The 25,017-nt window shown below is 56.9% G+C and carries 23 protein-coding genes and 1 riboswitch; of the genes, 14 read left to right on the top strand and 9 right to left on the bottom strand.

Translation table 11 applies throughout. The features are described from left to right. Positions 1 to 48 precede the first annotated feature (48 nt). Both K5D32_RS11760 and K5D32_RS25955 read left to right on the top strand, forming a co-directional pair. Positions 49 to 1,212, top strand: a complete 1,164-nt coding sequence (locus K5D32_RS11760) for a polymorphic toxin type 44 domain-containing protein (RefSeq protein WP_221600363.1) — start codon at positions 49 to 51, stop codon at positions 1,210 to 1,212. Next, complete coding sequence (locus K5D32_RS25955; RefSeq protein ID WP_260407356.1) at positions 1,193 to 1,603, top strand: hypothetical protein; 411 nt, start codon at positions 1,193 to 1,195, stop codon at positions 1,601 to 1,603. The genes K5D32_RS11760 and K5D32_RS25955 overlap by 20 nt, the downstream gene beginning before the upstream one ends. A 400-nt stretch (positions 1,604 to 2,003) precedes the next feature. Here K5D32_RS25955 and K5D32_RS11755 read toward each other — a convergent pair whose 3' ends face one another. Beyond that, positions 2,004 to 2,192 (bottom strand): hypothetical protein, encoded by a 189-nt coding sequence (locus K5D32_RS11755; RefSeq protein WP_221600361.1) that lies wholly within the window; start codon positions 2,190 to 2,192, stop codon positions 2,004 to 2,006. A 90-nt stretch (positions 2,193 to 2,282) separates the two neighbouring features. Between K5D32_RS11755 and K5D32_RS11750 the strand changes: the two genes are divergently transcribed. Further along, the gene (locus tag K5D32_RS11750) at positions 2,283 to 3,620 is read left to right on the top strand and encodes a HEPN domain-containing protein (protein WP_221600359.1); all 1,338 of its coding nucleotides are present in this window, start codon (positions 2,283 to 2,285) and stop codon (positions 3,618 to 3,620) included. Positions 3,621 to 3,982: 362 nt separating this feature from the next. Here K5D32_RS11750 and K5D32_RS11745 read toward each other — a convergent pair whose 3' ends face one another. Next, positions 3,983 to 4,216 carry a hypothetical protein gene (locus K5D32_RS11745; RefSeq protein ID WP_221600357.1) on the bottom strand — a complete coding sequence of 78 codons (234 nt, stop codon included), beginning with the start codon at positions 4,214 to 4,216 and terminating at the stop codon, positions 3,983 to 3,985. A 162-nt stretch (positions 4,217 to 4,378) separates the two neighbouring features. Here K5D32_RS11745 and K5D32_RS11740 point away from each other — a divergent pair, with 162 nt between their 5' ends. Then, on the top strand, positions 4,379 to 4,963 hold the full coding sequence (locus K5D32_RS11740; RefSeq protein WP_221600355.1) for a YajG family lipoprotein: 585 nt from the start codon (positions 4,379 to 4,381) through the stop codon (positions 4,961 to 4,963). 70 nt (positions 4,964 to 5,033) lie between these two features. Here the strand turns inward: K5D32_RS11740 and K5D32_RS11735 are convergent, their stop codons facing one another. Together K5D32_RS11735 and K5D32_RS11730 are read right to left on the bottom strand one after the other, a co-directional pair. Then, entirely contained in the window at positions 5,034 to 5,240 is a 207-nt protein-coding gene (locus K5D32_RS11735) for a hypothetical protein (RefSeq protein WP_025258633.1), read from the bottom strand. Positions 5,241 to 5,362: 122 nt separating this feature from the next. After that, entirely contained in the window at positions 5,363 to 6,529 is a 1,167-nt protein-coding gene (locus K5D32_RS11730) for a 1-acyl-sn-glycerol-3-phosphate acyltransferase (RefSeq protein WP_221600353.1), read from the bottom strand. Positions 6,530 to 6,631: 102 nt separating this feature from the next. On the opposite strand from K5D32_RS11730, the gene K5D32_RS11725 reads away from it, so the two are divergent. The 4 genes from K5D32_RS11725 to K5D32_RS11710 all read left to right on the top strand — a co-directional run bounded on the left by K5D32_RS11725 (position 6,632) and on the right by K5D32_RS11710 (position 8,785). Continuing rightward, positions 6,632 to 6,814: a CPXCG motif-containing cysteine-rich protein gene (locus K5D32_RS11725; protein ID WP_095067173.1), complete on the top strand. Its 183-nt coding sequence runs from the start codon at positions 6,632 to 6,634 to the stop codon at positions 6,812 to 6,814. Further along, positions 6,814 to 7,074 carry a putative signal transducing protein gene (locus K5D32_RS11720; protein ID WP_025258636.1) on the top strand — a complete coding sequence of 87 codons (261 nt, stop codon included), beginning with the start codon at positions 6,814 to 6,816 and terminating at the stop codon, positions 7,072 to 7,074. The genes K5D32_RS11725 and K5D32_RS11720 overlap by 1 nt, the downstream gene beginning before the upstream one ends. A gap of 29 nt (positions 7,075 to 7,103) precedes the next feature. Continuing rightward, positions 7,104 to 7,730, top strand: a complete 627-nt coding sequence (locus K5D32_RS11715) for an SOS response-associated peptidase (protein WP_221600351.1) — start codon at positions 7,104 to 7,106, stop codon at positions 7,728 to 7,730. A gap of 236 nt (positions 7,731 to 7,966) precedes the next feature. Continuing rightward, positions 7,967 to 8,785, top strand: a complete 819-nt coding sequence (locus tag K5D32_RS11710; RefSeq protein WP_221577989.1) for a M48 family metallopeptidase — start codon at positions 7,967 to 7,969, stop codon at positions 8,783 to 8,785. An 87-nt stretch (positions 8,786 to 8,872) separates the two neighbouring features. Here K5D32_RS11710 and K5D32_RS11705 read toward each other — a convergent pair whose 3' ends face one another. The 3 genes from K5D32_RS11705 to K5D32_RS11695 form a co-directional block, all read right to left on the bottom strand. Next, complete coding sequence (locus tag K5D32_RS11705; protein WP_198726744.1) at positions 8,873 to 9,457, bottom strand: TMEM165/GDT1 family protein; 585 nt, start codon at positions 9,455 to 9,457, stop codon at positions 8,873 to 8,875. Positions 9,458 to 9,526: 69 nt separating this feature from the next. Next, a riboswitch (yybP-ykoY riboswitch) is annotated at positions 9,527 to 9,664 on the bottom strand. A 40-nt stretch (positions 9,665 to 9,704) separates the two neighbouring features. Beyond that, the gene (locus tag K5D32_RS11700; protein WP_221600349.1) at positions 9,705 to 10,703 is read right to left on the bottom strand and encodes a class I SAM-dependent methyltransferase; all 999 of its coding nucleotides are present in this window, start codon (positions 10,701 to 10,703) and stop codon (positions 9,705 to 9,707) included. Positions 10,704 to 10,731: 28 nt separating this feature from the next. Next, complete coding sequence (locus tag K5D32_RS11695) at positions 10,732 to 11,697, bottom strand: 2-hydroxyacid dehydrogenase (protein ID WP_221600347.1); 966 nt, start codon at positions 11,695 to 11,697, stop codon at positions 10,732 to 10,734. A gap of 83 nt (positions 11,698 to 11,780) precedes the next feature. On the opposite strand from K5D32_RS11695, the gene K5D32_RS11690 reads away from it, so the two are divergent. The 6 genes from K5D32_RS11690 to K5D32_RS11665 all read left to right on the top strand — a co-directional run bounded on the left by K5D32_RS11690 (position 11,781) and on the right by K5D32_RS11665 (position 21,834). Further along, positions 11,781 to 12,410, top strand: coding sequence for a LysE family translocator (locus K5D32_RS11690; protein WP_221577986.1), 630 nt, complete (start codon positions 11,781 to 11,783; stop codon positions 12,408 to 12,410). Positions 12,411 to 12,527: 117 nt separating this feature from the next. Then, positions 12,528 to 14,210, top strand: coding sequence for a fatty acid--CoA ligase (locus K5D32_RS11685; RefSeq protein ID WP_221594248.1), 1,683 nt, complete (start codon positions 12,528 to 12,530; stop codon positions 14,208 to 14,210). Between the two features lie 367 nt (positions 14,211 to 14,577). After that, the gene (locus tag K5D32_RS11680; protein ID WP_201006563.1) at positions 14,578 to 16,509 is read left to right on the top strand and encodes a DUF1302 domain-containing protein; all 1,932 of its coding nucleotides are present in this window, start codon (positions 14,578 to 14,580) and stop codon (positions 16,507 to 16,509) included. 26 nt (positions 16,510 to 16,535) lie between these two features. Next, entirely contained in the window at positions 16,536 to 17,900 is a 1,365-nt protein-coding gene (locus K5D32_RS11675; RefSeq protein ID WP_221577984.1) for a DUF1329 domain-containing protein, read from the top strand. 274 nt (positions 17,901 to 18,174) lie between these two features. After that, complete coding sequence (locus tag K5D32_RS11670; protein ID WP_221577983.1) at positions 18,175 to 20,907, top strand: LuxR C-terminal-related transcriptional regulator; 2,733 nt, start codon at positions 18,175 to 18,177, stop codon at positions 20,905 to 20,907. A gap of 219 nt (positions 20,908 to 21,126) precedes the next feature. Further along, positions 21,127 to 21,834 (top strand): OmpA family protein, encoded by a 708-nt coding sequence (locus tag K5D32_RS11665; RefSeq protein WP_198726758.1) that lies wholly within the window; start codon positions 21,127 to 21,129, stop codon positions 21,832 to 21,834. 57 nt (positions 21,835 to 21,891) lie between these two features. Here the strand turns inward: K5D32_RS11665 and K5D32_RS11660 are convergent, their stop codons facing one another. Both K5D32_RS11660 and pta read right to left on the bottom strand, forming a co-directional pair. After that, on the bottom strand, positions 21,892 to 22,785 hold the full coding sequence (locus K5D32_RS11660) for an acyltransferase (RefSeq protein WP_025258648.1): 894 nt from the start codon (positions 22,783 to 22,785) through the stop codon (positions 21,892 to 21,894). Positions 22,786 to 22,867: 82 nt separating this feature from the next. After that, positions 22,868 to 24,958 (bottom strand): phosphate acetyltransferase, encoded by a 2,091-nt coding sequence (pta, locus tag K5D32_RS11655; protein ID WP_025258649.1) that lies wholly within the window; start codon positions 24,956 to 24,958, stop codon positions 22,868 to 22,870. Between the last annotated feature and the right edge of the window lie 59 nt (positions 24,959 to 25,017).

Here is a 25,017-nt window from a genome sequence, read left to right as displayed (position 1 = left end):
AATGAGTCTGGCTTAATGTAAATGGACGAAACACAAGGATGATGCTCGATGCTTGCTTCTGCTCGACTGGGTGATAAACACGTATGCCCAAAAACCGGCCACGGTACTACCCCTATTGCCAGTGCATCGGCTGATGTGAACATCAGCTTTGCCGGTGCTGCTCGTGTTGGAGATACCTGCGGATGCGGGGCCGTCATCACCACGGGGTTTCCTTCCATTCTGGTTAACAACCGTCCCCTGGCTCATTTAGGAAGCCCTACCAGTCATGGTGGGACAATTATCACGGGCTCAAGTGATACCTTTGGTGGTTTTGTCATGGGGGGAGCTCCTGATGCCGCAATCGTTAATTTTGCAGCGCTGGGGGTATTCCGCCCGGATGGCTCTATAGATGATGAAAAGATGGCAACCTTGTTGGCCGACCCGAGGTTGATTGAGAAGGCAACCGCTGCAAAGGCTGTGGTTAATTCGGATGAAGGCGTTACTGAGCCTGAAAAGGGGCCTGCATCAGAAGCAGAACCAGCCGTTTGCACGCACCCAGACATGATGGAAGTGCTGGCGGGCTATATTGCTGACGAAATGAACCGTAATATCCGACACCCCTCGGTCTTGAAGATGAAAGAGTTACTCAGTTACGACGTCGTGGAGGAGACCCGCAAGAAAATGGCTTTACCTTGGTACTACCAAATAGGCACTACCAATCCACAAGCTATAGGGGCCTCCAATACTGTGGCTGCTATGGCGCTATGGACTGAAAGAGTTGGCCAGAACCGCCCGTGGGATCACAAACCAAAGATTCACATGAAGTTTGGTGGATATCGCCATAAACAAGGTAAATATGACTATTTCTACGACATTTGGTCGAACATCCACTATGGCTACGTAGGCATGGCTGGAGGGCTTACTGAAGGCCTCCTTCTGGATGGCGCAGGGCTCGAACAGATTGTTTCGGATAAATTACGACAGTGGGAAGAGGTGTTTTTTGTTCCAAAGGACCAGCGAAAGCTCAGAGGGCCTCATGCCACAGAGGGTGTGGAAGGATTAAGAGCATGGGATGATGCCCCTGATCGTATTTCAGTCAGTATCGGTATACAGCTTTACAGCGAGAATCCTAGTGGGAGTATCACAGCCAAAATGATCATGGAAAAAGTACTTGCGATAACACCAACTGAATGGGGCGATGGCATCCGTGTTCATGAATGCGAAAAACATTAAAGCGAGATATGTTATTGGGGCGCTCGTAATCCTTCCGTTGCTGTTTTGGTATGTTGCTACCCCAGTAGTGCGTGTTCATTACTCCGAAAAGGGCACAGACGAGCTTCGGCTAATCTGGAATACACAACACAGTATTCATAAGGAAGGGATGCTTCCAGGACAAGCTACATTCGATACAGGGCATGTTTTTCCCAATAGTGAATTCTTCATGGTTTTTGATTGGTGGAGCAAAAAAGGTCTTCAGAGGTGTATAGACATTACACCGAAATGGGGAGGCACTATAGATATCTATCTCGATGAGAGCGCCAAGATAGACACCGCTCGAACGTCTCCTGACGTTCTTGCTCGTTTGAAACAGTGTGAGGGTGAACGTGACCCCTTTCGCCCCTAAATTTTCATGAAGCACAGAAGGTTACTCAGCGCAGCCACCAGTAACACGCAAACCATATCCCCAAAGCTTGTGATGAAGTACCACCTTGGCTGATTCCAAAAGCGACAAGGAGTCAACCAAGAGTGTGGTAGGTTGCACGGTGAGTAGTTAGTGCGGAGTCTATTACTACACAGGTCTTTCTCTGGGTAGTCATCTCTAAGTCCTGCTTTATGTGAGGTGGCTATTGGTTCTTGATATTCATCGCCTGAGAAGGCGATATTAAAAGCGCTGAACAGTATGGATAACTTTAAGTTATCTCAGCTTAGAGTTGGTTTTTTTTGCGCTGGAGCTGAACATGACCGGATATTCTTGTTCAGTTACACTTTTCCAGTCCATAAAGTTGGTCGTAGTTCCACCAGCTTCAAAAGCTCAGCATCACGTCGATCATGAACATGTGATTGTGATCGTCAAAGCTCGCTGACGGTTCTTCCATCTGATCCATCAAGAAGCCCTCAAGCATCTCCGAGGTTCCTACCTCAGAATCCTGCTCAAGATATTCAGGGAAGAACTGCACGCCGATTGCCAGCGCATCAAGGCGGTCGTCAGTCAATATCTCCAAGCTTGTTTAAAAGCCCCATTCCCTCTACGATTTATGGTCATGAGTCCAGCACCTGTTGGAGTTTATTGCGAGGGATTGTGCTTGAAAATCGAGTTTTTGATACTTATCTCGGGTGATGAGACATTTTGTAATAGCAAGAGGTCGCTTCTCGATTTCTTGAAAGTAGACTCTCTTTTAACAGTGGCGAACAGCCGTATAGGTCTCAAAAAAACACCAAGAGGAAAGGAAGAGGTTTCGGCAAAAATCCATATCGAGACGAGTGAAGTAAAGTCGAGTAATGAAAGGTATTTTTTAGTGGCCATAGAGTGCGAAAATACCGAGTTGATCGACCAGTTTTCCGAGCTTGGGGAAAGGCTGAAAACTAATGCAAGGCGTATTTCTCCCGGTGCTACTATGGTAAATATGTTATGGGATGGCGTTGGTAGTTACTATGCTGAAATGTCATATCCGATCATTAATGAGGTTGAGAACCTCATGCGTCGCCTCATAGCTAAGTTTATGCTAATCACTGTAGGTATGAATTGGTCGAAAGATTCTATCCATCCTGATCTTTTTAAAAAAATAGAGCAATTTGATGACGGTGATCCTTATCTGAATGAGTTGCATAAGCTGGACTTTATCCATCTGAGTCAAGTGCTTTTTGAAAAGAAGAGGGATATTGGTGTTGAAGAGCTTGATCGGATACTATCTGCGACTAAATTTGAGGAAGGCGACAGGGAGAAAATATTAAAATATATTCCTCGCTCTAACTGGGATAAATATTTTTCGACGCTGATTGATGAGAAAGATCATAGTCTTGAGCGCAAGTGGGCGATGTTGTATAAGCTTAGAAATAAAGTGGCGCACAATAGGGTTGTAACGCGAGAGGAATACGAGACGGTTCAAGGGCTTGCGAGTAAGATAAAATCTATTATTGAAAGGGCGATACTAAAATTGGGTGAGATAAGTATCGAGGAGGATGAACGCGAGTCCATTGTGTTGTCATATAAATCTGAGTCTTTCGCTGCTCGTCAGTTTCAATTAGAAAGAGCTGTTGCGATGCATTATTCAGCTATCGGGTATGAGTATGATACCAACCCTCTCAGGCACCTTGACTCTGGTTTCGATCTGACAATCACTATGCCTGGGGAGACTATTGCGGTAGAAATAAAAATACTTTCTCCCAGAACTGTATATCACTTGCTTAGAGCTATTGTGGGCAAAGTGTCTCAAAAATGGAACGAGTTGAAAGAAGTAAGCGATTATACAGGTGTGCACATTGTGATTGTCTTTAAGGATTACGGGGTTTCATTGGATTTAGGAGTCGAAAAACTGAAAAGTAGGGTCCGAGTTGTTCGGAGTAAGCTGGAGCAAGATATGAAAATTTATTTTGGAGCACTTGATGAGGATGGTGTATTTCAGTATTTGGACGATATCTGAATGTAGCGTCTGCCGAAGTTACCGTGCATGACTCAGGCAGGTGCCGACTCCCTACGTCTTTAGAAAGTCAATGACAATAGGTCGGTCTGAGGTTCGTAGGGATATCGTGAGGTGCTGTTTGGTTTGGCCCCTTGGATGAATGCTCAGGTAGTAGCGCCCATTACGTCTGAAGTGCCATGGCTTGGCGCTTGGCGAAGGTGGCTTGTAACAGCTTTGTGGTGTGCTTAGCGCAGAGGGTATCGGTTACGAGCTGAAACCCTTGAATTTATTGGGGTTCAGACTCGCCGATTTAAACGGGTGGAGATTATAGCGATGAAACGACAGGAATTGATCGGGTTTGTGTGACTTTTATCAGGTATTCGTCATGCCGTGATCAACTGACGTGGCGTTGAACCTGCGCAGTGCTGTGTAACCCGTGCGCTGGAGGGCAATGGCTGGTTCAGCCAGGTGGCACGTTGTTCGTTGACTTCGACCCAGTCGCTGCTCAATGGACGCTCGGTGCAGTGCTTGAGTGCGCGGCAAGTGCCGGTCTTGTCCACGAGTGCGTAGTGGCGCAATGGGCGACGCAGGTTGAACAAGGATTGGAAAAGACTCATGACGTAGCTCCTGTCGAGTTGATGGGGGCTATCCTGACTTCCCGGCGTTACACCCCGATTACATTCCTGTGGCTGAACCATTGCGATGGTTCAGCGGTCCCATTTTTCGCTGGCATCGCTATACTGCGGCACATTTAGTGTCTGGCCTCTGGAGAGATGAGCATGTTGCGTCGCCTTTTGTTCGGTTTGCTTGCTGTAAGCAGTTTGACGCTGGTCGGGTGTGCCCACAGCCCGCAGCAACTGAGTCCTCAACCCAAGCTCAACGCGCAGTTCGCGCCGGTGGGTCAGGGGCAGCAGGTTGTCGTGCGTGTCGTGGACGGTCGTTCAAGCCCTACATTGGGAACCCGTGGCGGTCTGTATCCTGAAACCAGCGCAATCAGCGTGAATGGTGCCGATCTGCTGCCAAAGCTGCAGGCACAGGCTGAAGCGGCCGTTCGCCTGCTGGGCTTTACCCCGGTTTCGGGTGGCGGTAATGGTGCGCAACTGACCCTGACCCTGGCCGATCTGAAATATCAATCGCCCAAGGAAGGTCTGTACGTGACCGAGGCAACCATCAGCTCCACGTTCCGTGCTGACGTGCGCAACAATGGCCGCAACTACGGTGGCCGTTATTCCGCCTCGCTGGATCAGCGTTTCGGTATGGCGCCCAATCAGGACACCAACACCAAGCTGGTGAGCGACGTGCTGAGCGATGCGCTGACCCGCGTGTTCCAGGACCCGTCTATGGGTGGCACCCTGCCGCAATAACCCTTGCCCAAATGAAAAGCCCGGCCCTTTTTGCAGGGGGCCGTGCTTTTTTGTATTCGGTGTGCCAGGGTCAGGCGGCTTGCTGATAGAGATTCAGAAAGCTCAGGCCTGTTTCCAGGTCCATGTCCGGAAGATCATGATGCTGATGCCCGCCCAGGGCGCAGTAGACCAGCCAGTGGCGGTCCTGGACGTTGAAGGCCAGTGCGTCCACCAGCTCTTGTTGTTCATCGCTCTGGGCGATCAGATACAGGCGATCCTGGTTGTTTGCATGCAACATGAACAGCTCCAAAAAAGGGTCGGTCATTCCTTGAGGAGCCATACAGTGCACGAGCTGTGTGACGTTCAGGTGACACCATCAAAAACGGCACCCCAAAGGTGCCGTTTCTTTGAAGCGTCGTATCAGAGAGGCAAGCCTGCCTTGACCCGATACTGATTGCGCACCGGCGTCGCATATTGCTGGATCAGGTAAGGGCGATGTTCGGCAGGAGCCTCGGCCAGCCTGCTTCCCCATTCTTCCCTGGCGCGCGCCAGTTCGTCGGCCGGGAACACGTCTGCCGCCAGCGGTACATCAAGTGCCGGATCGGCATCGGCCCATTGTGCATAAGCCAGGTAATGCACCGGGAACAGTCGGTAACCGCCGAGAATCTGCCGGTCCATTTCGGCGGCCAGCAGCTTGGTGTCCTCGAAGGATTCGGTGATCGGTGGTGCGAAGTTCACATGCACACGGCCTTTATAGCCCGTGATACCCAGCGCAATGCTGACATCGTCCTCGCCCGGTGTCTTGGTGTAGCTGCCGGTGGTGGCGCGGATGTACAACTCCCGTGCCTTGGCGTGGTCACAAGGATCGTATTCGTAGCTGATCGACACCGGAATGAGATTCAGCGAACGGATCACCTCGCTGAAAGGCTCGTCCTTGCGGCTCATGTGGAACATCTTGAGGATGGCTGACTCGGTACGGTCATCACCGTCCTTGGCGCGACCTTCGGCCTGGGCGATCCAGATCGACTGGCCATCGCGGGTAATCGAATGATTGATGTACGCCGAAAGCAGTTGATACGCCGCCATCTTCTCGCGTCGCCCGATAATCGAGCGATGCACGATGAAGCTCTTGTTCAGGCGCATCAGGTCGCTGACGAAAGGCTTTTGCAGCAGGTTGTCGCCAATGGCAATGCGCGGCGTAGGCAGGCCTGCGTGATAAACGGCGTAGTTGACGAAGGCCGGGTCCATCACGATATCGCGGTGGTTGGCCAGAAACAGATAAGCCGTGCCGGACTTGAGCAATTCCACGCCGGTGTAGGTCACACCGTCTGTAGCCCGCTCGATGGTGTGGTCGACGTAGTACTCGACCTTGTCCTGCAGGGTAGCGACCGAGTCGATCCCGGCGAATTCACGGCGCAGTTTACGGGCGAGGGTAGGCTGCAGGAACCAGCCGAATGCACCCGCCAGACGCGGAAAGCGGAATTTGGTCAGGATCGCGAGAAAGGCTTTATCGCTCAGCAGACGTGCCAGTACGGCGGGGACTTCTGCATCGTTGTAAGGTCGGATGGCATCGAATTCGCCCATCATGCTCTCTTGTTGGAAACGGATAGGGTAAAAAGAAGGCGGGTTGCTCTGGCAGCCTTCAAAAGAATGGAGCAATTATACGCATAACTGACAGCGGAGGCCGCGATGCAGGAATTACAGGGTTACGACTGCCCGTACTGCGGGGAGCCCGTGGAGGCTGTACTGGACTTGTCCGGCGGCGATCAGCAGTACATAGAGGACTGCCCGGTCTGTTGTCGGCCGATCATATTCGACCTGAGGACCGATGGTGAAGACTGGAGTCTGGACGTTCGCAGTGAGAACGAATGATGCAGAGAATCTACGAGCCTGAAAATCTGATGGAAGGCGAGTTGCTGCAAGGCATGCTTGCCAGTGAAGGGGTCGAAGCGCATCTGGTCGGGCGAGACTTGCTGGGTGGTATGGGCGAGTTGCCGGGACTGGGCCTGCTGGGCATCTCGGTGGATGACGATCAGGTCGAGCGCGCGCGGGCCTTGATCACTGCGTACAATGCTGCCCTGCCGTTGTCCGGTGACGAGCCGGACAGTTTTCCCGATGTACTGGTGTGTTGAACACCTTCGAATAGAGTTGCCTTAACCTCATGTGTGGACGTTATGCCCTGTTTCGCTGGAACCCTGCCTTTGCGGCCTTGCCCGGTTTTCCGGCAGACCAGCAGCCGCAATGGAATATTTCTCCGGCCGACACGGTGCTGATCATGCGTGCGGCCCAGGCCGAAGGCGAACTGGAGCTGGCACGTGCCCGCTGGGGGCTGACGCCAGCGTGGCTGACCGATCTTTCCCGCACGCCCGCCCATGCGCGTGCGGAAACCCTGGCCGAGCAGCCGATGTTCCGTGAAGCCTTTCGCCAGCGTCGCTGCCTGTTGCCGGCCAACGGTTTCTACGAATGGCGCGGCACCGCCCGTAAACGCCCCTTCTGGCTGACGCCGGGCGAGGGCTCGGCCTTGTTCTTTGCCGCAGTCTGGGAAGCCTATCCGGTGCAGGGTCATACGTACCTGAGCGTGGCTGTGGTCACTCAGGCAGCGTCCAGCCAGCGCCGCCCTCTGATTCTCGATGCTCAAGGCCAGAAAGACTGGCTGGCAGCCGATACGCCGCTGCACACCTTGCAGGCACTGCTTGCCTCCGTACAGATGCCCCTGCGCGAGAGGCCGCTGGCCAATCTGGTGAACGATCCAAAGCTCAATGCGCCGGAATGCCTGACGCCCTTGTGAGGTGTTTCGTAGGAGCGAATTCATTCGCGAGACGGCATTGAAAACGACATATCTCCGCCGGATATTCACTGGCCCTTCGCGACTGAAGTCGCTTCTACCGTTTTGCAGTGCTGCACATTTATGCTCTTGCAGGAACCAACCTGTTACAACGCTGACAAACATGGCTGTTTGCCGCTATCTGGTGCCGAGCCTCTTGTCCGCCTAGGATGACCGTCTCGCTAATAAGGAGAAACATCATGCGTCAGTCATTGGCCCTGTGTGTGTTGGGGGGCGGTTTATTGCTTGGCGGCTGTCAGGCTGTAAACACAACCACCGGTGATTCGGTGGGGGTCGAGCGCAAGCAGTACATGTTCAGCATGCTCTCGACAGATGAAGTCAACAAAATGTACGCCCAGTCCTACAAGGAAACTGTAGGGGAGGCGAGTGGCAAAGGGATACTGGATACCACCAGCACCAACGCCAAGCGGGTCAATGCGATTGCCGACCGCTTGATTGCACAGGCGCCGAAGCTACGTCCTGACGCGGCCCAGTGGCAATGGGAAGTGAACCTGATCAAGAGCGATGAGCTCAATGCCAACTGCGGACCTGGTGGCAAGATCATTTTCTATACCGGCCTGATCGAAAAGCTGAAGCTGACCGACGATGAAATCGCGGCGGTAATGGGCCATGAAATCGCCCATGCCCTGCGTGAGCACGGGCGCGAAGCGATGTCCAAGGCCTACGGTGTGGCCATCGCCAAACAGGGCGCGGGTGCATTGCTGGGCATGGGTGAAACCGGCATGGCGCTGACCGATACGGTTGTGAACTACAGCCTCACGCTGCCCAACAGCCGCAGCAACGAAAACGAGGCTGATCTGCTTGGACTGGAGCTGGCGGCGCGAGCGGGTTACAACCCCAACGCCGCCGTGACCCTCTGGCAGAAGATGACCCAGAACGCCGGTGGTTCGCAGCCGGAGTTCATGAGTACTCACCCGGCCTCGGCCAATCGCATTGCCTCCCTGGAAGCCGCGATTCCCAAGGTGATGCCGCTTTACCAGCAAGCCAGCAAATCCTGACGGGTCCTTCGCGACTGAAGTCGCTCCTACGGTTTGAAGTGCGTAGGAGCGAATTTATTCGCGAGACGGCTGATGGCAGCATAGCCGTCAGACCCAGCCGCTGACTTGCATGGCCTTGTAGACCGCGACCAGGGCCAGTACAAAAAAGGCGCTGGCGGCCAGGCGGCGGATCAGGGTCAGGGGCAACTTCTCGGCGGCAAAGTTGCCTGCCAGTACCACCGGAACGTTGGCGATCAGCATGCCCACGGTGGTGCCGATGATGACCAGCCACAGGTAGGAATACTGCGCAGCCAGCATCACGGTCGCGATCTGCGTCTTGTCGCCTATTTCCGCGATGAAGAAGGTGATCAGGGTCGTCATGAACGGGCCGAACTTGCGTGCCGTGCTCGCTTCGTCGTCGTCCATCTTGTCGGGAACCAGTGTCCACAGGGCCGTGGCCGTGAAGCTGGCGGCGAGAATCCAGTGCAGGACCGCGTCGGAGAAGAAGCTGCTGAACCATGCGCCGACTGCGCCCGCTGCCGCGTGGTTGGCCAGGGTCGCGGCAACGATGCCGGCGATGATGGGCCAGGGCTTGCGGAAGCGTGCAGCAAGAATGAGTGCGAGCAATTGCGTTTTGTCGCCGATCTCGGCAAGCGCAACGACTGCAGTAGGGATTAACAGGGATTCCAGCATCAGGGTTCCTAAGGGGCGGGTCGACACGGCTATGACACGTACAGCCTTCCCGCCCCGGGTAAGGTGTTCGTGTCATAGGTCTTGTCAAACCACCGATCCGTCTGAGCGGATTCTGGGTCGCACGCACCATGGTCTGAGGACCAAGTATGTTGATGCGTGCCGGACGAGCATGTTGCTCGTGGGAGACTACTCCCCTAGGACGGAGCGGATTCTGCCTTCGCAAAATCCATTCGGCAAGCTCTTATTTTCAAGAACGTTTCGCGCTGTAGATCCGGAAGCCATTTCCCTGAGCCCGGATTTCACAGGCCCCGACATGCTCTTCGATCAGCGGCTGATAGCGCAGGAAGCTATTGGCAACCAGGCGTAGTTCGCCACCGGATTTCAGATGTTGGCGTGCTTTTCTCAGCAGGGTTTCAGTGGCCAGATAGTCGGTATGCACCCCGACATGGAAGGGTGGATTGCTCAGAATCGTGTTCAGACCCATGGGGGCTGCATCGATGCCATCGCCGGTCAGAATCTGTGCTTCAAGGCCGTTGGCAGCCAGGGTCAGGGCGGCACTGGCCGTGGCGAAGGCATCCACATCGAGCATCACGACGTCGTTGTGCGGATAGCGACGTTTTACCGCAGCACCCAGCACGCCCGCACCGCATCCGAAGTCCAGCAAGTGGCCGCTGGGGAGCTTGTCGAGGTTTTCCAGCAGCAGGGCCGAGCCGCGATCCAGGCGGCCATGGCTGAATACGCCCGGCAGGCTGATGACCGTGAGCGGGCCGTCTTCGAGTTCGATCTGGTAAGGCTTGGCCAGGCTTTGCAGCTCGACCGCCTGTGGCGCGTTTTCCACCGTGACTTGCCAGAGCTGGCAATGACGGGCGCTGTCGAGCTTGCGGGCCCGGCCCAATGGGCTCAACTGTTTGGCAGCGGCTTCGATGCCCCCACGTTTTTCGCCCACCAGAAACAGCTCGCGTCCTGCCAGCCGGGAGGAAAGAGCATTGAACATGTACTCGGTCAGGTCGCGTGCCTTGGGCAGAAACAGCACGGCGGCCTCGAAAGGCTCCTGTGGTGCCTCTACACCGAAATGTGTGCGCCCGGCGAAACGGGCGTCCAGTGCAGCCTGGTCGCCTGCATGCCAGCACCATCCGCGAGCGTTCGGCAGCTTCCCCAGCAAGTCGTCGGCTGGCAAACCGGCCAGCAGCAACGAGCCTTGAAAGAGTTCAGCCTGGCGAAGTAACACTTCACTGCGCGGGTCCATGTTTTCGCTCCTGAAAAAGGGGCGAATTCTAGCTGACTACCCGCTTCGGCGCCCCTGCAAAAAACGCCTGGGCGTTCTCGATGAGCTGGCTGACGATGCGCTGGCGAGCTTCCCGGGCGCCCCAGGCGCTGTGCGGCGTGATGATCAGGCGTGGAATATCATCGGCCAGCAGCGGGTTGCCAGCGACGGGTGGTTCCACGCTCAGCACGTCCGACGCTGCGCCGCCCAGATGTCCACTGCGCAAGGCATCGGCCAGGGCCTGTTCATCGATCAGGCCGCCGCGAGCGGTGTTGACCACCAAGGCCTGGGGTTTGAGCAACTGGAGTTCCCGGGCGCCGATCATGTTGTGGGTGTGTTCGTTGAGCGGGCAATGCAGTGTCAGGGCGTCGATTTGCGGCAGCAGTTCTTCAAGGGGCAAACGATCCGGGCGAGCAGGGCGGCCGGGGATCTGTCCCAGCAGGACGCGCATGCCAAAGGCTTCTGCCAATCTGGCTACCGCCCCGCCCAGTTCGCCATGCCCCAGCAAGCCGAGGGTCTTGCCTTCAAGCTCGACAATCGGGAAATCCAGCAGGCAGAACTGGGAAGACTTTTGCCACAGACCTTGCTGCACGGCCTTCTGGTAATCGGGCAGGCGTGTGGCGAGTGCCAGTAACAACAGCAAGGTATGTTGCGCCACTGACGGGGTTCCATAGCCTTGGCAATTGCAGACCGTGACGCCATGTTCGCGGGCCGCGGCCAGGTCCACATTATTGGTGCCGGTCGCGGTGACCAGGACCAGTTTCAAGTCAGGGCATGCCGCGAACGTGTTGGCATCAAGCACGATCTTGTTGCTGATCGCCACCTGCGCTCCCTTGAGGCGGTCGATGACCTGATCCGGAGAAGTACTGTCGTGCAGCACCAGTTCGCCGAAGCTTTCACGCAACGCGCCGAGATCCAGATCCCCCAGATCAAGGGACGTGTGATCGAGGAAAACTGCTCTGCCCGGATTGCTCATTAGCTGTACCTTTTTTGTAATAAATTGAAAGAGTAGTGTTGCGAGCCTATCAGCAAACGTTCATCAATATTTCTGGAGGCCCCATGTACTGGGCAGAATTTCTCACTGTCGCCTTGATCCATCTGCTGGCTGTTGCCAGCCCAGGTCCTGATTTTGCGGTCGTGGTTCGTGAAAGTGTCACTCACGGTCGCAAGGCGGGCATCTGGTCTGCGCTGGGTGTGGGCTCAGCGATTTTCCTCCATGTGGGGTATTCGCTGCTGGGTATCGGCATCATCGTTTCCCAGTCCATCGTGCTGTTCAATGCCCTCAAATGGGCGGCAGCCGCTTACCTCTTGTACATCGGTATCAAGGCCCTGCGTGCCAAGCCAGCGGCTTTGGGGGACGATCCGCTCAAGTCGCCTGTCGGTGAAAGAACTGCTCGTGGTGCCTATGTCAGCGGCTTTGTGACCAATGGCCTGAACCCCAAGGCGACGCTGTTTTTCCTGTCGCTGTTCACCGTGGTCATCAACCCGCACACGCCTTTGCTGGTTCAGGGCGGCTATGGCGTTTACCTGGCCGTTGCGACAGCGATCTGGTTCTGTCTGGTGGCCTGCCTGTTCAGCCAGGCTCGGGTGCGCGCCGGCTTTGCCCGCATGGGCCACTGGTTTGATCGGGTCATGGGCGGCGTGCTGGTGGCGCTGGGTCTGAAACTGGCATTGACCGAGGTTCGTTGAGTGCTTGCGACACGCTAGCTTGTCGGCAAATCGCCCCTTTGGCTGATTTGGGTGGCGGACTAGAGCGCTAGAGTCCATATTTCAAGCTTCGCCTGTGAACTTTGAAAAGGGACTCATATGTTACAGACTCGCGTTCTTCCGCCAGCCGATGGCGCTTACCAGTACCCTCTGTTGATAAAGGGGCTGCTGTTGTCCGGTAGCCGCTACGAAAAAACGCGTGAAATTGTTTATCGCGATACTGTCCGCTTCACCTATCCCACCCTCAACGAACGTGTTCGCCGCCTGGCCAATGTGCTGACAGCGGCAGGCGTGAAGGCGGGCGATACAGTGGCCGTCATGGATTGGGACAGCCATCGTTATCTGGAATGCATGTTTGCGATCCCCATGATCGGTGCAGTGGTGCATACCATCAACGTGCGGCTCTCGCCCGAGCAGATCGTCTACACCATGAACCACGCCGAAGACCGGCTGGTGCTGGTCAACAGTGAATTCGTCGGCCTGTATCAGGGCATTGCCGGGCATCTGACTACTGTGGACAAGACCCTGCTGCTCACGGACTTGCCGGAAAAGACCGCCGATCTGCCGAATCTGGTCGGGGAGTACGAAGAGCTGCTGGCAGCGGCGAGCCCTGATTACGACTTCGAGGACTTCGACGAAAACTCGGTCGCCACGACCTTCTACACCACCGGTACAACGGGCAATCCCAAGGGCGTGTATTTCACCCATCGCCAACTGGTGCTGCACACCATGGGCGTGGCGACGATCATGGGCAGTGTCGAGCATGAGCGCCTGCTGGGCTCCAGCGATGTGTACATGCCAATAACCCCCATGTTTCACGTGCATGCCTGGGGTATGCCTTATGCGGCAACCATGCTGGGCTTGAAACAGGTTTATCCCGGCCGTTATGACCCGGAGTTTCTGGTGGAACTGTGGCGCAAGGAGAAGGTGACGTTCTCCCATTGCGTACCGACCATCATGCAGATGTTGCTGCACTCCAAGGCTGCCAAAGATGTGGATTTCGGCGGCTGGAAAATCATCATTGGTGGCAGCTCGCTGACGCGCAGCCTGTATCTGGCCGCCAAGGCCAAGGGCATTCAGCTCACCGCCGCCTATGGCATGTCCGAAACCGGGCCGCTGATTTCCGTTGCCCACATGAACGAAGAGTTGAGAGAAGGGCCTGAGGACGATCGCATCACCTACCGCATCAAGGCGGGTGTGCCGGGTATGCTGGTGGACGCGGCCATCGTTGACGAAAACGGAAACTTCCTGCCTGCCGATGGCGAAACCCAGGGCGAACTGGTACTGCGCGCACCCTGGCTGACGGAGAGCTATTTCCGCGAGCCGCAAAAAGGGGCCGAGCTGTGGGCGGGTGGCTGGCTGCACACCGGCGATGTGGCGACCCTGGACGACATGGGGTTCATCGATATCCGCGACCGCATCAAGGACGTGATCAAGACGGGCGGCGAGTGGATATCGTCGCTGGAGCTCGAAGACCTGTGCAGCCGGCATGCCGCCGTGCGCGAAGTCGCGGTAGTAGGGGTCGCCGACCCGCAATGGGGTGAGCGGCCTTTTGCATTGCTGGTGGTCCACGAAGGGCAGAGCATCGACGCCCGGATTTTGAAGGAACACCTCAATCCGTTTGTCGAGCAGGGCCATATCAACAAGTGGGCCATACCCAGTCAGATCGCGGTTGTTACTGAAATTCCCAAGACCAGCGTCGGCAAACTCGACAAAAAACGCATGCGCCTGGATATCGTCGAATGGCAAAGCAGTAACAGTGCCCTTCTGTCGACGCTTTGAACCCGCCGGATAACTCCCGTCCAGACTGACCGCATGCTGTGCTCATCGAGCACGGCATGCGTCTGCGTCGGCCGTGAAACGATGTTTGCCAAATGTTCGAATTGCTCCATCCTGCGCACCGGTCTGTTACTCAACCTTGTCGTAACAGGCATTCCAGAGGCTTTGATACGTGCAAATCACACTTTAGAGGGATCAAGCAGCAGGGCGCGCTGGATATAGTCGGGACAGGGGACTTGGCAAGAGCGTAAAGATGCATTTTGTATGGCGGCCCTCAGGGGGGCCGGTGAGTGTTGACAGCCAATCCATGGCTGATTCGTTTCTGGAAGTTCCCACTGCCATAAAAATAAAAGCACATGGAGTCGCATCGATGACAACAGCAATCCCTTTCTGGCGCCGGGCGAAACTTCCTCTGGCAGTCAGTCTCGCTTCCTCGCTCGCCAGTCCCGCGTTCGGCGTTACCTTCAATGTCGGTGAAATCGAAGGCAGCTTCGACTCATCCCTCTCGGTGGGTGCCAGTTGGTCTACCGCAAGTCCCAACAAGAACCTCATCGGCGCCAACAACGGCGGACGCGGTCTTTCCCAGACCTCCGATGACGGTCACTTGAATTTCAAGAAGGGAGAAACCTTCTCCAAGATATTCAAGGGGATTCATGACCTTGAGCTGAAGTACGGCGATACCGGCGTATTCGTGCGTGGCAAGTACTGGTATGACTTCGAACTCAAGGATGAAAGCCGCGAGTTCAAAGACATCAGCGACTCCAACCGCAAGGAAGGTGCGAAGTCCTCCGGCGGGCAATTGCTCGATGCATTCGTTTATCACAACTACGCCATTGGCGATCAGCCGGGCACCGTGCGTCTCGGCAAACAGGTCATCAGCTGGGGTGAGAGTACCTTCATCCAGGGCGGTATCAACAGCGTCAACCCGGTCGATGTGTCGGCGTTTCGTCGTCCAGGGGCCGAGATCAAGGAAGGCCTGATTCCGGTCAACATGTTCTACCTGTCGCAAAGTCTGACCGACAACCTGTCTGCGCAAGGTTTCTACCAGCTTGAGTGGGACCAGACAGTTGTGGATAACTGCGGCACCTTCTTCTCGCAGCCCGACGTGATCGCCGATGGTTGCGACAGTAATCTGGCGGTATTGCGCAGTCGCAGCAGGATCAACACTGCCCTGGCAGCATTGCCGGCTGGCACTCGGGGGGCGGTTTTCAACTCCCTGGCGCAGCAAGGCGTTAACTTCGGCTCCCCCGACGAGGGCGCGATCGTGCGTCGCGGTCCGGACCGGGATGCCCGTGATGGCGGCCAGTTTGGTTTTGCCGTGCATTACAACTTCGAGCCGCTGGACACCGAGTTCGGCGCCTACATGATGAACTACCACAGCCGTCTGCCGATCTTCAGTGGTCGTGGTGGGTCAGCGGCTTCGTTCCTCCCTGCCAATCTGGCCGGCTCGCTTGTGAGCAACGGTGTTCCGGTATCAGCGGTGGCTGGGCTTACGCAGAGCTTGCTGTCATCTGTGGTGGCAGGTAACTCCAGCTATTATGTCGAATACCCTGAAGACATTCGCCTGTACGGGTTGAGCTTCTCCACCACGCTGCCTACCGGCACGGCGTGGAGCGGTGAAATCAGCTACCGCCCTAATGCCCCGGTGCAGATCAACACCACCGACATTCTCTATTCGGGTATTTCTCCGTTGAACCCGAACGTGTCGCTGCTCAGTGGCCGTCCAAATACCGATCAGCCGGGTTATCGCCGCAAGGAAATCACTCAGTTGCAAACCTCCCTCGTCCAGTTCTTCGATCAGGTGATGGGCGCCGAGCGTCTAACCTTGGTGGGTGAAGTGGGGTGGACCCACGTCGGCGGCCTGGAAAGCACTTCGAAAATCCGCTATGGCCGCGACCCGGTCTACGGCCCAGGCCCGTTGCCAGGCGGCCAGTGTGCGACCTTGAACCGCGAAACCCTGAGCGGATCCGATCAGAACAACCTGACCCGTTATTGCGAAGACGACGGTTTCACCACCGCCAACTCCTGGGGTTATCGCGCACGTGCCATCTGGGACTACAACAACGTATTCGCCGGTGTGAACCTCAAGCCAAGCGTGGCCTGGTCCCATGACGTCAAGGGTTACTCGCCTGGCCCGGGCGCCAACTTCGAGGAAGGTCGCAAGGCCGTCAGCCTCGGACTGGATGCCGAATACCAGAACACCTACACCGCCAACCTTTCCTACACCAACTTCTTCGACGGGAAGTACACCACGGTCGATGACCGGGATTTCGTGGCACTCAGCTTTGGCATGAACTTCTAAGAATACGGTTTGGGATAACTATGAAAATGAAAATAACAAAGGGTCTGTTGCAAGCGGGTGCGCTGGGATTGTCCTTGATGGCGTCCGGCGTCATGGCTGCGGTGTCTGAATCCGAAGCGGCGAAACTGGGGACCAGCCTGACCCCGATGGGTGCCGAGAAGGCCGGTAACGCCGCTAACACCATTCCGGCCTGGAGCCCCATGCCCAAGAACGCCGGTGCCGTGGACAGCAAAGGCTTCCTGGCCAACCCGTATGCCAGTGAAAAACCGCTGTTCATCATCACGGCGCAAAACGTCGAGCAGTACAAGGACAAACTGGCACCGGGCCAATACGCGCTGTTCAAGCGTTACCCGGAAAGCTACAAGATCCCGGTTTACCCGACCCATCGCGGCGCCACCGTGCCTGATGACGTGTTTGCCGCCATCAAGAGAAACGCTACCAACACCAAGCTGGTGGGCGGTGGCAATGGCCTGGAAAACTTTGAAACCGCGATTCCCTTCCCGATTCCGTCCAGCGGTGTCGAGGTGATCTGGAACCACATCACCCGTTATCGCGGCGGCAGCGTGAAGCGCTTCGTGACCCAGGCTACGCCGCAACCCAATGGCTCCTACAGCCTAGTGTACTTCTCTGACCAGTTCGTGTTCCGCGACAAGATGAAGGACTTCGATCCGAAGAACCCGGGCAACATCCTGTTCTACTTCAAGCAGGAAGTGACCGCGCCGGCGCGTCTGGCCGGTGGTGTGCTGCTGGTGCATGAAACTCTCGACCAAGTGAAGGAGCCGCGTTCTGCCTGGCTCTACAACGCCGGTCAGCGTCGTGTGCGCCGTGCTCCGCAAGTGTCCTATGACGGTCCGGGTACTGCGTCGGACGGCCTGCGGACTTCCGATAACCTGGACATGTACAACGGCGCGCCGGATCGCTATGACTGGAAACTGATCGGCAAGCAGGAAATGTACATTGCGTCCAACAGCCACAAGCTGGACGACACCACCCTCAAATACGCCGACATCGTCAAGGCTGGTCATATCAATCAGGACCTGACCCGTTATGAGCTGCGCCGTGTCTGGCATGTAACGGCAACCCTGAAGGAAGGCCAGCGCCACATCTATGCCAAGCGTGACTTCTTCATCGACGAAGACACCTGGCAAGCTGCTGTCATCGACCACTACGACGGTCGTGGTCAGCTGTGGCGCGTCGCCGAGGCTCACTCCGAGAACTACTACGACAAGCAGGTTCCGTGGTATGCCATTGAAACCCTGTACGACCTGCAGTCGGGCCGCTACGTGGCGCTGGGCATGAAAAACGAAGAGAAGAGTGCGTATGTCTTCGGTTTCACCGCCGGTACCAGCGACTTCACACCTAATGCGTTGCGTCAGGAAGGCGTACGTTGATCACACAAACCGGATGAACTGTGATGACGTGCAGGCAGGGCTCTTTTGACGCTGCCTGCACGTAAACAGACCGATAAAAGTGTAAACAACAGAACAGTTTCAACGGCTTATAGCCAAAGCCCCTTGATTGGGGCTTTTTTATGCGCAGGTATTCGGCTCACAAATTGTAGGAATTTTGTTACGGACTTTTCGGTCATTGCCTTCAAAAGGACGGTTTTACCCGCTAGTCTCCGGACAGCTGCTGTGGCGAAACAATACTCCTGAAGAACTGGCCATGACTGATCTGTCACGTATGCAAGGCATCGCAGATAGCGCAACCTCCGCTCTGGAAGGACGATTCTTTCGGCCTCCACTGCCCGATGGTTATCTTCCCCGTACCCGTTTGTGCGAGCGTCTGGCCGAAGGTTTGTCCGGGCGTCTGTTGCTGATCTGCGCGCCTGCCGGGTTCGGCAAGAGTTCGCTGGCCGTGGAGTTTTGCCAGAACCTGCCTGCCCAATGGCAGAGCATATGGCTGGGCTTGAACCCGCGTGAAAGTGACCCGGGTCGTTTCCTTGAGCGGTTGCTGGCCGGGTTGCAGCAATTCTTTCCGCAACTGGGCGAGCAGGCCATGGGCTTGCTGAAGATGCGCCAACGCAATCAGCCCTTTGCCTTCGAGGAGTGGCTCGACGGCTTGCTGGATGAGCTGGCCATGCACCTGATGCTGAGCAAACCCTTGCTGCTGGTACTGGATGATTACCATCTGGTGCAGGGTTCGGTGCTGGATCGTTGCGTACAGTTTTTCCTCAACCACTTGCCCACCGGGCTGGTGGTCATGGTCACCAGTCGGCAGCGTCCGAACTGGCATCTGGCGCGCCTGCGCCTGTCCCGGCAATTGCTTGAACTCAACGAAAGCGACTTGCGACTGACCGACGCCGAATCCCTGGCGGTGCTCGACCGGCATAGCTGCTCACTGGACAGCGATGCCCAGCGCAGCCTGATACGGCGCAGCGAAGGCTGGGTTGCAGGCTTGCGCTTCTGGCTGCTGGCGGCGTCTGAAGCCGGCGATGGTCCTGCTGTGTCGCAAGCCCTGCGCGATGGCGAGATTTTGATCGGTGAGTATCTGCTTGAGGAAGTCATCGACTGCCTTCCTGCCGATGTTCAGGCCTTCCTTTATGAAACCGCCTGCCTTGAACGCTTTTGCAGCGAATTGTGCGATGCCTCCCGGGAAACCCATGACAGCGCTGAAATGCTCCGCTATCTGCAGGCGCATCAGGTGTTTCTGGTCCCGCTGGATGAGCAGGGGCGCTGGTTTCGTTATCACCATCTGTTCTCCGATCTTTTGCGAGCCCGTCAGGGTGCAGGCCCGCAACAGAATCGCCTGCACCTGAATGCCTGTCGCTGGTTCAACGAACAAGGCCTGCTGGACGAAGCCATCGAGCAGGCATTACGCGCCGGTCATCTGGATGTTGCCGCCAACCTGGTACAGAACCTTTCCGAAGAGCAACTGCTGGCCGAGCAGAATGTCGGCATGCTGCTGCGCTGGAGAATGGATTTGCCGGACAGCTTGCTGACCAGCACGCCGCGCCTGATTGTCCTCTATGCCTGGGCGCTGGCGCTGGCCTGTCAACTGGATGCAGCCGAAGAGCTGGCGGAAAATCTCAGCCGCTTTCTGCCTGCGCCGTCTGCCACTGCGCAAAAGTCCATGCTCGCCCAGTGGCTGGCGCTGAGCGGCATCATTGCCCGTGGTCGCGGTGACAGCGAAAAGACCGAGCGTTATTGCAACGAAGCACTGCACAGCCTGCCGGAAAAACGCTATGGCCAGCGGCTGATGTGTCTGTCCACCCTGGCCAATCTGGCGATAGCCAACAGCGACCTGCTGCGCGCCCGGGCCTTGAACCGCGATGCCCTGGAACTTGCGCAACGGGTGGCCAATCCTTTATTCGAGGCGCTGGCGCATTACGACCGCGCCAGAGTGTTGCAGGCCCGTGGTGAAATACTTCGTGCGCTGGACGAAGTCCGTCAGGGGCAGCAACGTCTCAAGGGTTTACCGACATCGCGCCTGTATGCCGTGCGGGCACGCCTGACGATTTACGAAGGTTATCTGCTGACCCTTCGGATGCAGGCCGATGCCGGGCGTGCGAAATTGCTCGCCGGTCTTGTCGAAGCGCGAGCCTGCCGGGATATCAGTGTGCTGATCGGGCATTGCGTGATTGCCGGTCTGGAAGGGCGTGAAGGGCGCTTTGCCGAAGCCTTCGCCGAGCTTGGCGAAGCCGAGCGGTTGATGCACATCTGGGATGTGCCGCCGATCTACTATCTGGCAATGATCACCCTGGTCAAATGCGAGCTGTGGCTGGTGCAAGGGCGCATCGACCTGGCCGAAGCCTGGTTGCTGCGTCTGACCCAGACTTACAGCGGCGGGCTGGCGACGGCGGCTCCGGAGTGTTATCCACAACTGCCGCAACAGGTCGAATTGTTGCGCGCAACCCTGGAACGGATTCGCGGTGACGCCTGTGCCTCTGGGCAACGTTTGCAGGAACTGGATCAGCACGCCCAAGCCATGGGCGCGCAATTGCTGAGCCTCAATGCAATCAATCAGCATATCCGCCTGCTGCTGGACAATGCCCGGCAGCATGAGGCGTGCGAGCTATTGGGCCGCAGTCGGCGTGCGGCGCAAGGCGGTGCGCTGCTGCCTTTCTATGAGCTGATCGACGGCCACCCGCTGTGGCTGCGCGAGCAACTGCTGCAACGAGCTCCCTGTTCTGTGCGCGATGCACTGCTGGAAAAACTCCCATCATGCCTCGCGCCGCCCGCTGTCGAGCTGTCTCATGGCAGCGACAGCCTGAGCGTACGAGAACTGGGCGTGCTTCAACTCATCGCCCAAGGCTGTTCGAATCAGGAAATCAGCGAGCAGTTATTCATTTCCCTGCACACCGTCAAAACCCACGCCAGCCATATCAACAGCAAGCTCGGCGTCGAGCGCCGCACTCAGGCAGTGGCGAGGGCGAAAGTTCTTGGGCTGTTGGGATGATCGTCTCTCAAGGCTCGAGTGATGTCGTCAGTCTCTACAGACAGAAGAGTGCGTGAGGGGCGCGCAATATCGAGTTAAACATTTTTTGGGCGATTAACCCTGCACCACCCACCTGCATGGCCCTCTGGCCGGAAACGGTTCAGGTGGCGTTAAGGAATTTTTGACGGGTGTCATGCTCTAATCCGGTCATTAGCGTTCGTTAAATCAGGAGTTTCATCAATGTCTAGCTCGCGCCATTTGATTCTTGCTGCTCTTGCCGTGGCCATGCTTTCCGGATGTGCATCGCCCAACCCCTACGACAGCAATCAAGGGCAGGCACAAAGCTCGGGCGGGATGAACAAGACCGCCAAGTATGGTGGCCTTGGAGCATTGGCAGGTGCCCTGGCGGGCGCGGCAATCGACCACAACAACCGTGGCAAAGGCGCATTGATCGGCGCAGCAGTGGTCGGCGCCGCCTCGGCAGGCTACGGCTATTACGCCGACAAACAGGAAGCCGCTCTGCGGGCGAGCATGGCCAATACCGGTGTGGAAGTTCAGCGTCAGGGTGACCAGATCAAACTGATCATGCCGGGCAACATCACCTTCGCCACCGACTCTTCTTCCATCGCCAGCAGTTTCTACTCGCCGCTCAATAACCTGGCGGGCTCGCTCAAGCAGTACAGCCAGAGCAACATCGAGATCGTGGGTTATACCGACAGCACCGGCAGCCGCCAGCACAACATGGATCTGTCGTTGCAACGTGCCCAGAGCGTCAGTACTTACCTGACTTCCCAGGGTGTGGATGCTGGTCGTCTGTCAGTGCGGGGCGCAGGTCCTGACCAGCCGATTGCCAGCAACGCCGATGTCAACGGCCGCGCCCAGAACCGTCGTGTCGAGGTCAACCTCAAGCCGATTCCGGGGCAGCAGTACGAGCAGTATCAGCAGTAATCTTTGTTCGCGAATGAATTCGCTCCGGGCGTAGGAGCGAATTCATTCGCGATGAAATCAGCTCAAGCCCTTGAGCCGATCCAGCAAACGATCCTTCTCTTCCCACAACCCGTTGATCCACTGCTGGAACTCCAGCCGGTAGGCTTGATCCTGATCGTAGTTCTTGCCGATGAACTGCGGCGGGATCTGTATCTCTTCAAAGTGCGCCACCACCTCTTTCACGTTGCCACACAGCAGGTCCCAATAGCCTGGTTGCCCGCCTGGATAATGAATGGTGACGTTGACGATCGACTCAAGCTGTTCGCCCATGGCATCCAGTACGAATGCGAGCCCGCCGGCCTTGGGCTTGAGCAGGTTGCGAAATGGTGAGTTCTGTTCGGCGTGCTTGGCTTTGGTAAAGCGTGTGCCTTCGGCAAAGTTGAAAATGCCCACCGGGTTATGACGGAATCTGGCGCAGGTGCGGCGAGTGGTTTCCAGGTCCTTGCCTTTCTTCTCCGGGTGTTTGGCCAGATAGGCTTTGGAATAGCGCTTCATGAACGGAAAGCCTAACGCCCACCAGGCCAGACCAATCAGCGGCACCCAGATCAGCTCCTGTTTGAGAAAGAACTTCAGCGGGCGGATACGTCGGTTGAGTACGTACTGCAAAACCATGATGTCGACCCAGCTCTGATGATTGCTGGTGATCAGGTAAGAGTGCTCGTAATCCAGCCCTTCAAGGCCGCTCAACTGCCAGCGCGTGCGGCCCAGCAGTCTGATCCAGGCATTGTTGCAACTGATCCAGGTTTCCTGGATGTGAATCATCAGCCAGTCGGTCAGGCGCTGGGCAGGCTTGAAGGGCAGGCAGATCTTGAAGACGGTGACCACGAACAGCACTGCGCAGCAGGCAATGGTGTTGAGCGCCAACAACAGCGAGGCGATGACGCCGCGCAATGGGGCAGGCAGGGAATCCATGACGGATAGTGACTCCAGATGATAATGGGATGCGGTGCAGACTGCACAACGGCAGTCTGCACAGATGGCACCGTGATGTGTATCAGGAAAGTGTGTCTGCTTGAATCGCGGTCAGAGCGATGGTGTAGACGATGTCGTCGACCTGGGCGCCGCGAGGCAGGTCGTTCACCGGTTTGCGCAGGCCTTGCAGCATCGGGCCGAGACTCACGCAGTCGGCGCTGCGCTGCACCGCCTTGTACGTGGTGTTGCCAGTATTCAGGTCCGGGAACACGAATACCGTTGCGCGTCCGGCCACCGGGCTGTCCGGTGCCAACTGGCGAGCCACGTCCTCGTTGGCGGCGGCATCATACTGCAAAGGGCCGTCGATCAGCAGGCTGCGCTGGGTTTCACGAGCCAGTTGGGTGGCTTCGCGAACCTTTTCCACTTCCTCGCCACTGGCCGAATTGCCACTGGAATAACTGATCATCGCCACCCGTGGCGCAATGCCGAATGCCACGGCAGAGTCGGCACTCTGCAGGGCGATTTCTGCCAGTTCGCCAGCACTTGGATGCGGGTTCATGATGCAGTCGCCGTATACCAGCACCTGCTCGGGGAACAGCATGAAGAACACTGATGAAACCAGCGTGCAGCCGGGTGCGGTCTTGATCAGTTGCAGGGCTGGGCGAATGGTATTGGCAGTGGAGTGAACGACGCCCGACACCAGGCCGTCCACTTCATCCAGCGCCAGCATCACAGTGCCGATCACCACCGGATCCTCCAGTTGCTGCTCGGCCATGGGCGCGTTGAGGCTTTTGTTCTTGCGCAACTCCACCATCGGCGCGACGTAACGCTCGCGAATCAGGTCCGGGTCCAGAATCTCCAGCCCCGGCGGCAATTCGATGCCATGCGCCTGGGCAACCGCCTGGACTTCTTCAGGCTTGGCCAGCAGGACACAGCGGGCAATACCGCGCGCCTGACAGATCGCTGCTGCCTGAATGGTCAGTGGCTCGTTGCCTTCAGGCAGTACGATGCGCTTGTTGGCGGCCTGGGCGCGCTGGATCAACTGATAGCGGAACACCGCAGGCGAAAGACGCAACTCCCGCGGCGTGCCGCAGCGTTGATGCAGCCAGGCGGCATCCAGATGGCTGGCAACGAAATCGGTGATTATTTCCGCACGCTCGCGGTCATCGATGGGGATTTCCTTGTTCAACTGGTTCAGGCGTGTGGCCGTGTCGTACGAGCCGCTGCTCACCGACAGCACCGGCAAGCCGGCCTGTAATGCACCTCGGCACAGCTCCATGATGCGTGGGTCGGGCACGGTGTCGCTGGTCAGCAACAGACCGGCCAGCGGCACGCCATTCATGGCCGCCAGACTGACGGCCAGAATGATGTCGTCGCGGTCGCCTGGTGTGACCACCAGAACGCCGGGCTTGAGCAAAGGCACGGTGTTGAGCACGGTTCGGGCGCAGATGATGATTTTCGACATGCGCCGTTGTTCGTAGTCCCCGGCGTTGAGCACCTGGGCGCCGAGCAACTCCGCCACGTCACGGGTGCGCGGAGCATTGAGTTCGGCCTGGAACGGAATACAGCCCAGCAGCCGGAAATCGCCACTGCGCAGCAGCGGGGAGTGTTCTTTCAGGCGCGCGGCGAAGACCTCCATGCTTTCTTCGGTGCGCACCTTATTGAGGATCACGCCCAGCACTTTCGGGTCTTTCGGCCCGCCGAACAGTTGAGCCTGCAATTCGACCCGGCCCGAAAGCTCGGTGAGCACTTCGTTTTCCGGTGCGGACACCAGAATCACTTCGGCATCCAGGCTCTTGGCCAGGTGCAGGTTGACCCGTGCTGCATAACTGGCGCTACGGGTGGGCACCATGCCCTCGACAATCAGCACATCCTTGCCGATCGCTGCCTGCTGATAAAGGCTGATGATTTCTTCCAGCAACTCATCCAGCTGGCCATCGCCCAGCATGCGTTCCACATGCGCCAGCCCCAAAGGCTTGGGCGGCTTGAGGCCGTGGGTGCGGGCCACCAGTTCGGTGGAGCGTTCAGGGCCGAGATCGCCCGGATGGGGCTGTGCGATCGGCTTGAAAAAACCGACTTTCAGGCCCGCGCGTTCAAGGGTGCGAACCAGGCCAAGGCTGATGGAGGTCAAACCCACGCCAAAATCCGTGGGGGAGATGAAAAAAGTCTGCATACCGGCTTCTCGATTGAGCAGTGCAATGGTCGCGGCGAAATGGACAACCCTTCGACCAG

It is taken from the genome of Pseudomonas cichorii (assembly GCF_019719005.1).
Taxonomy (GTDB): domain Bacteria; phylum Pseudomonadota; class Gammaproteobacteria; order Pseudomonadales; family Pseudomonadaceae; genus Aquipseudomonas; species Aquipseudomonas cichorii_E.
This window is presented reverse-complemented; position numbering and strand designations above follow the sequence as displayed.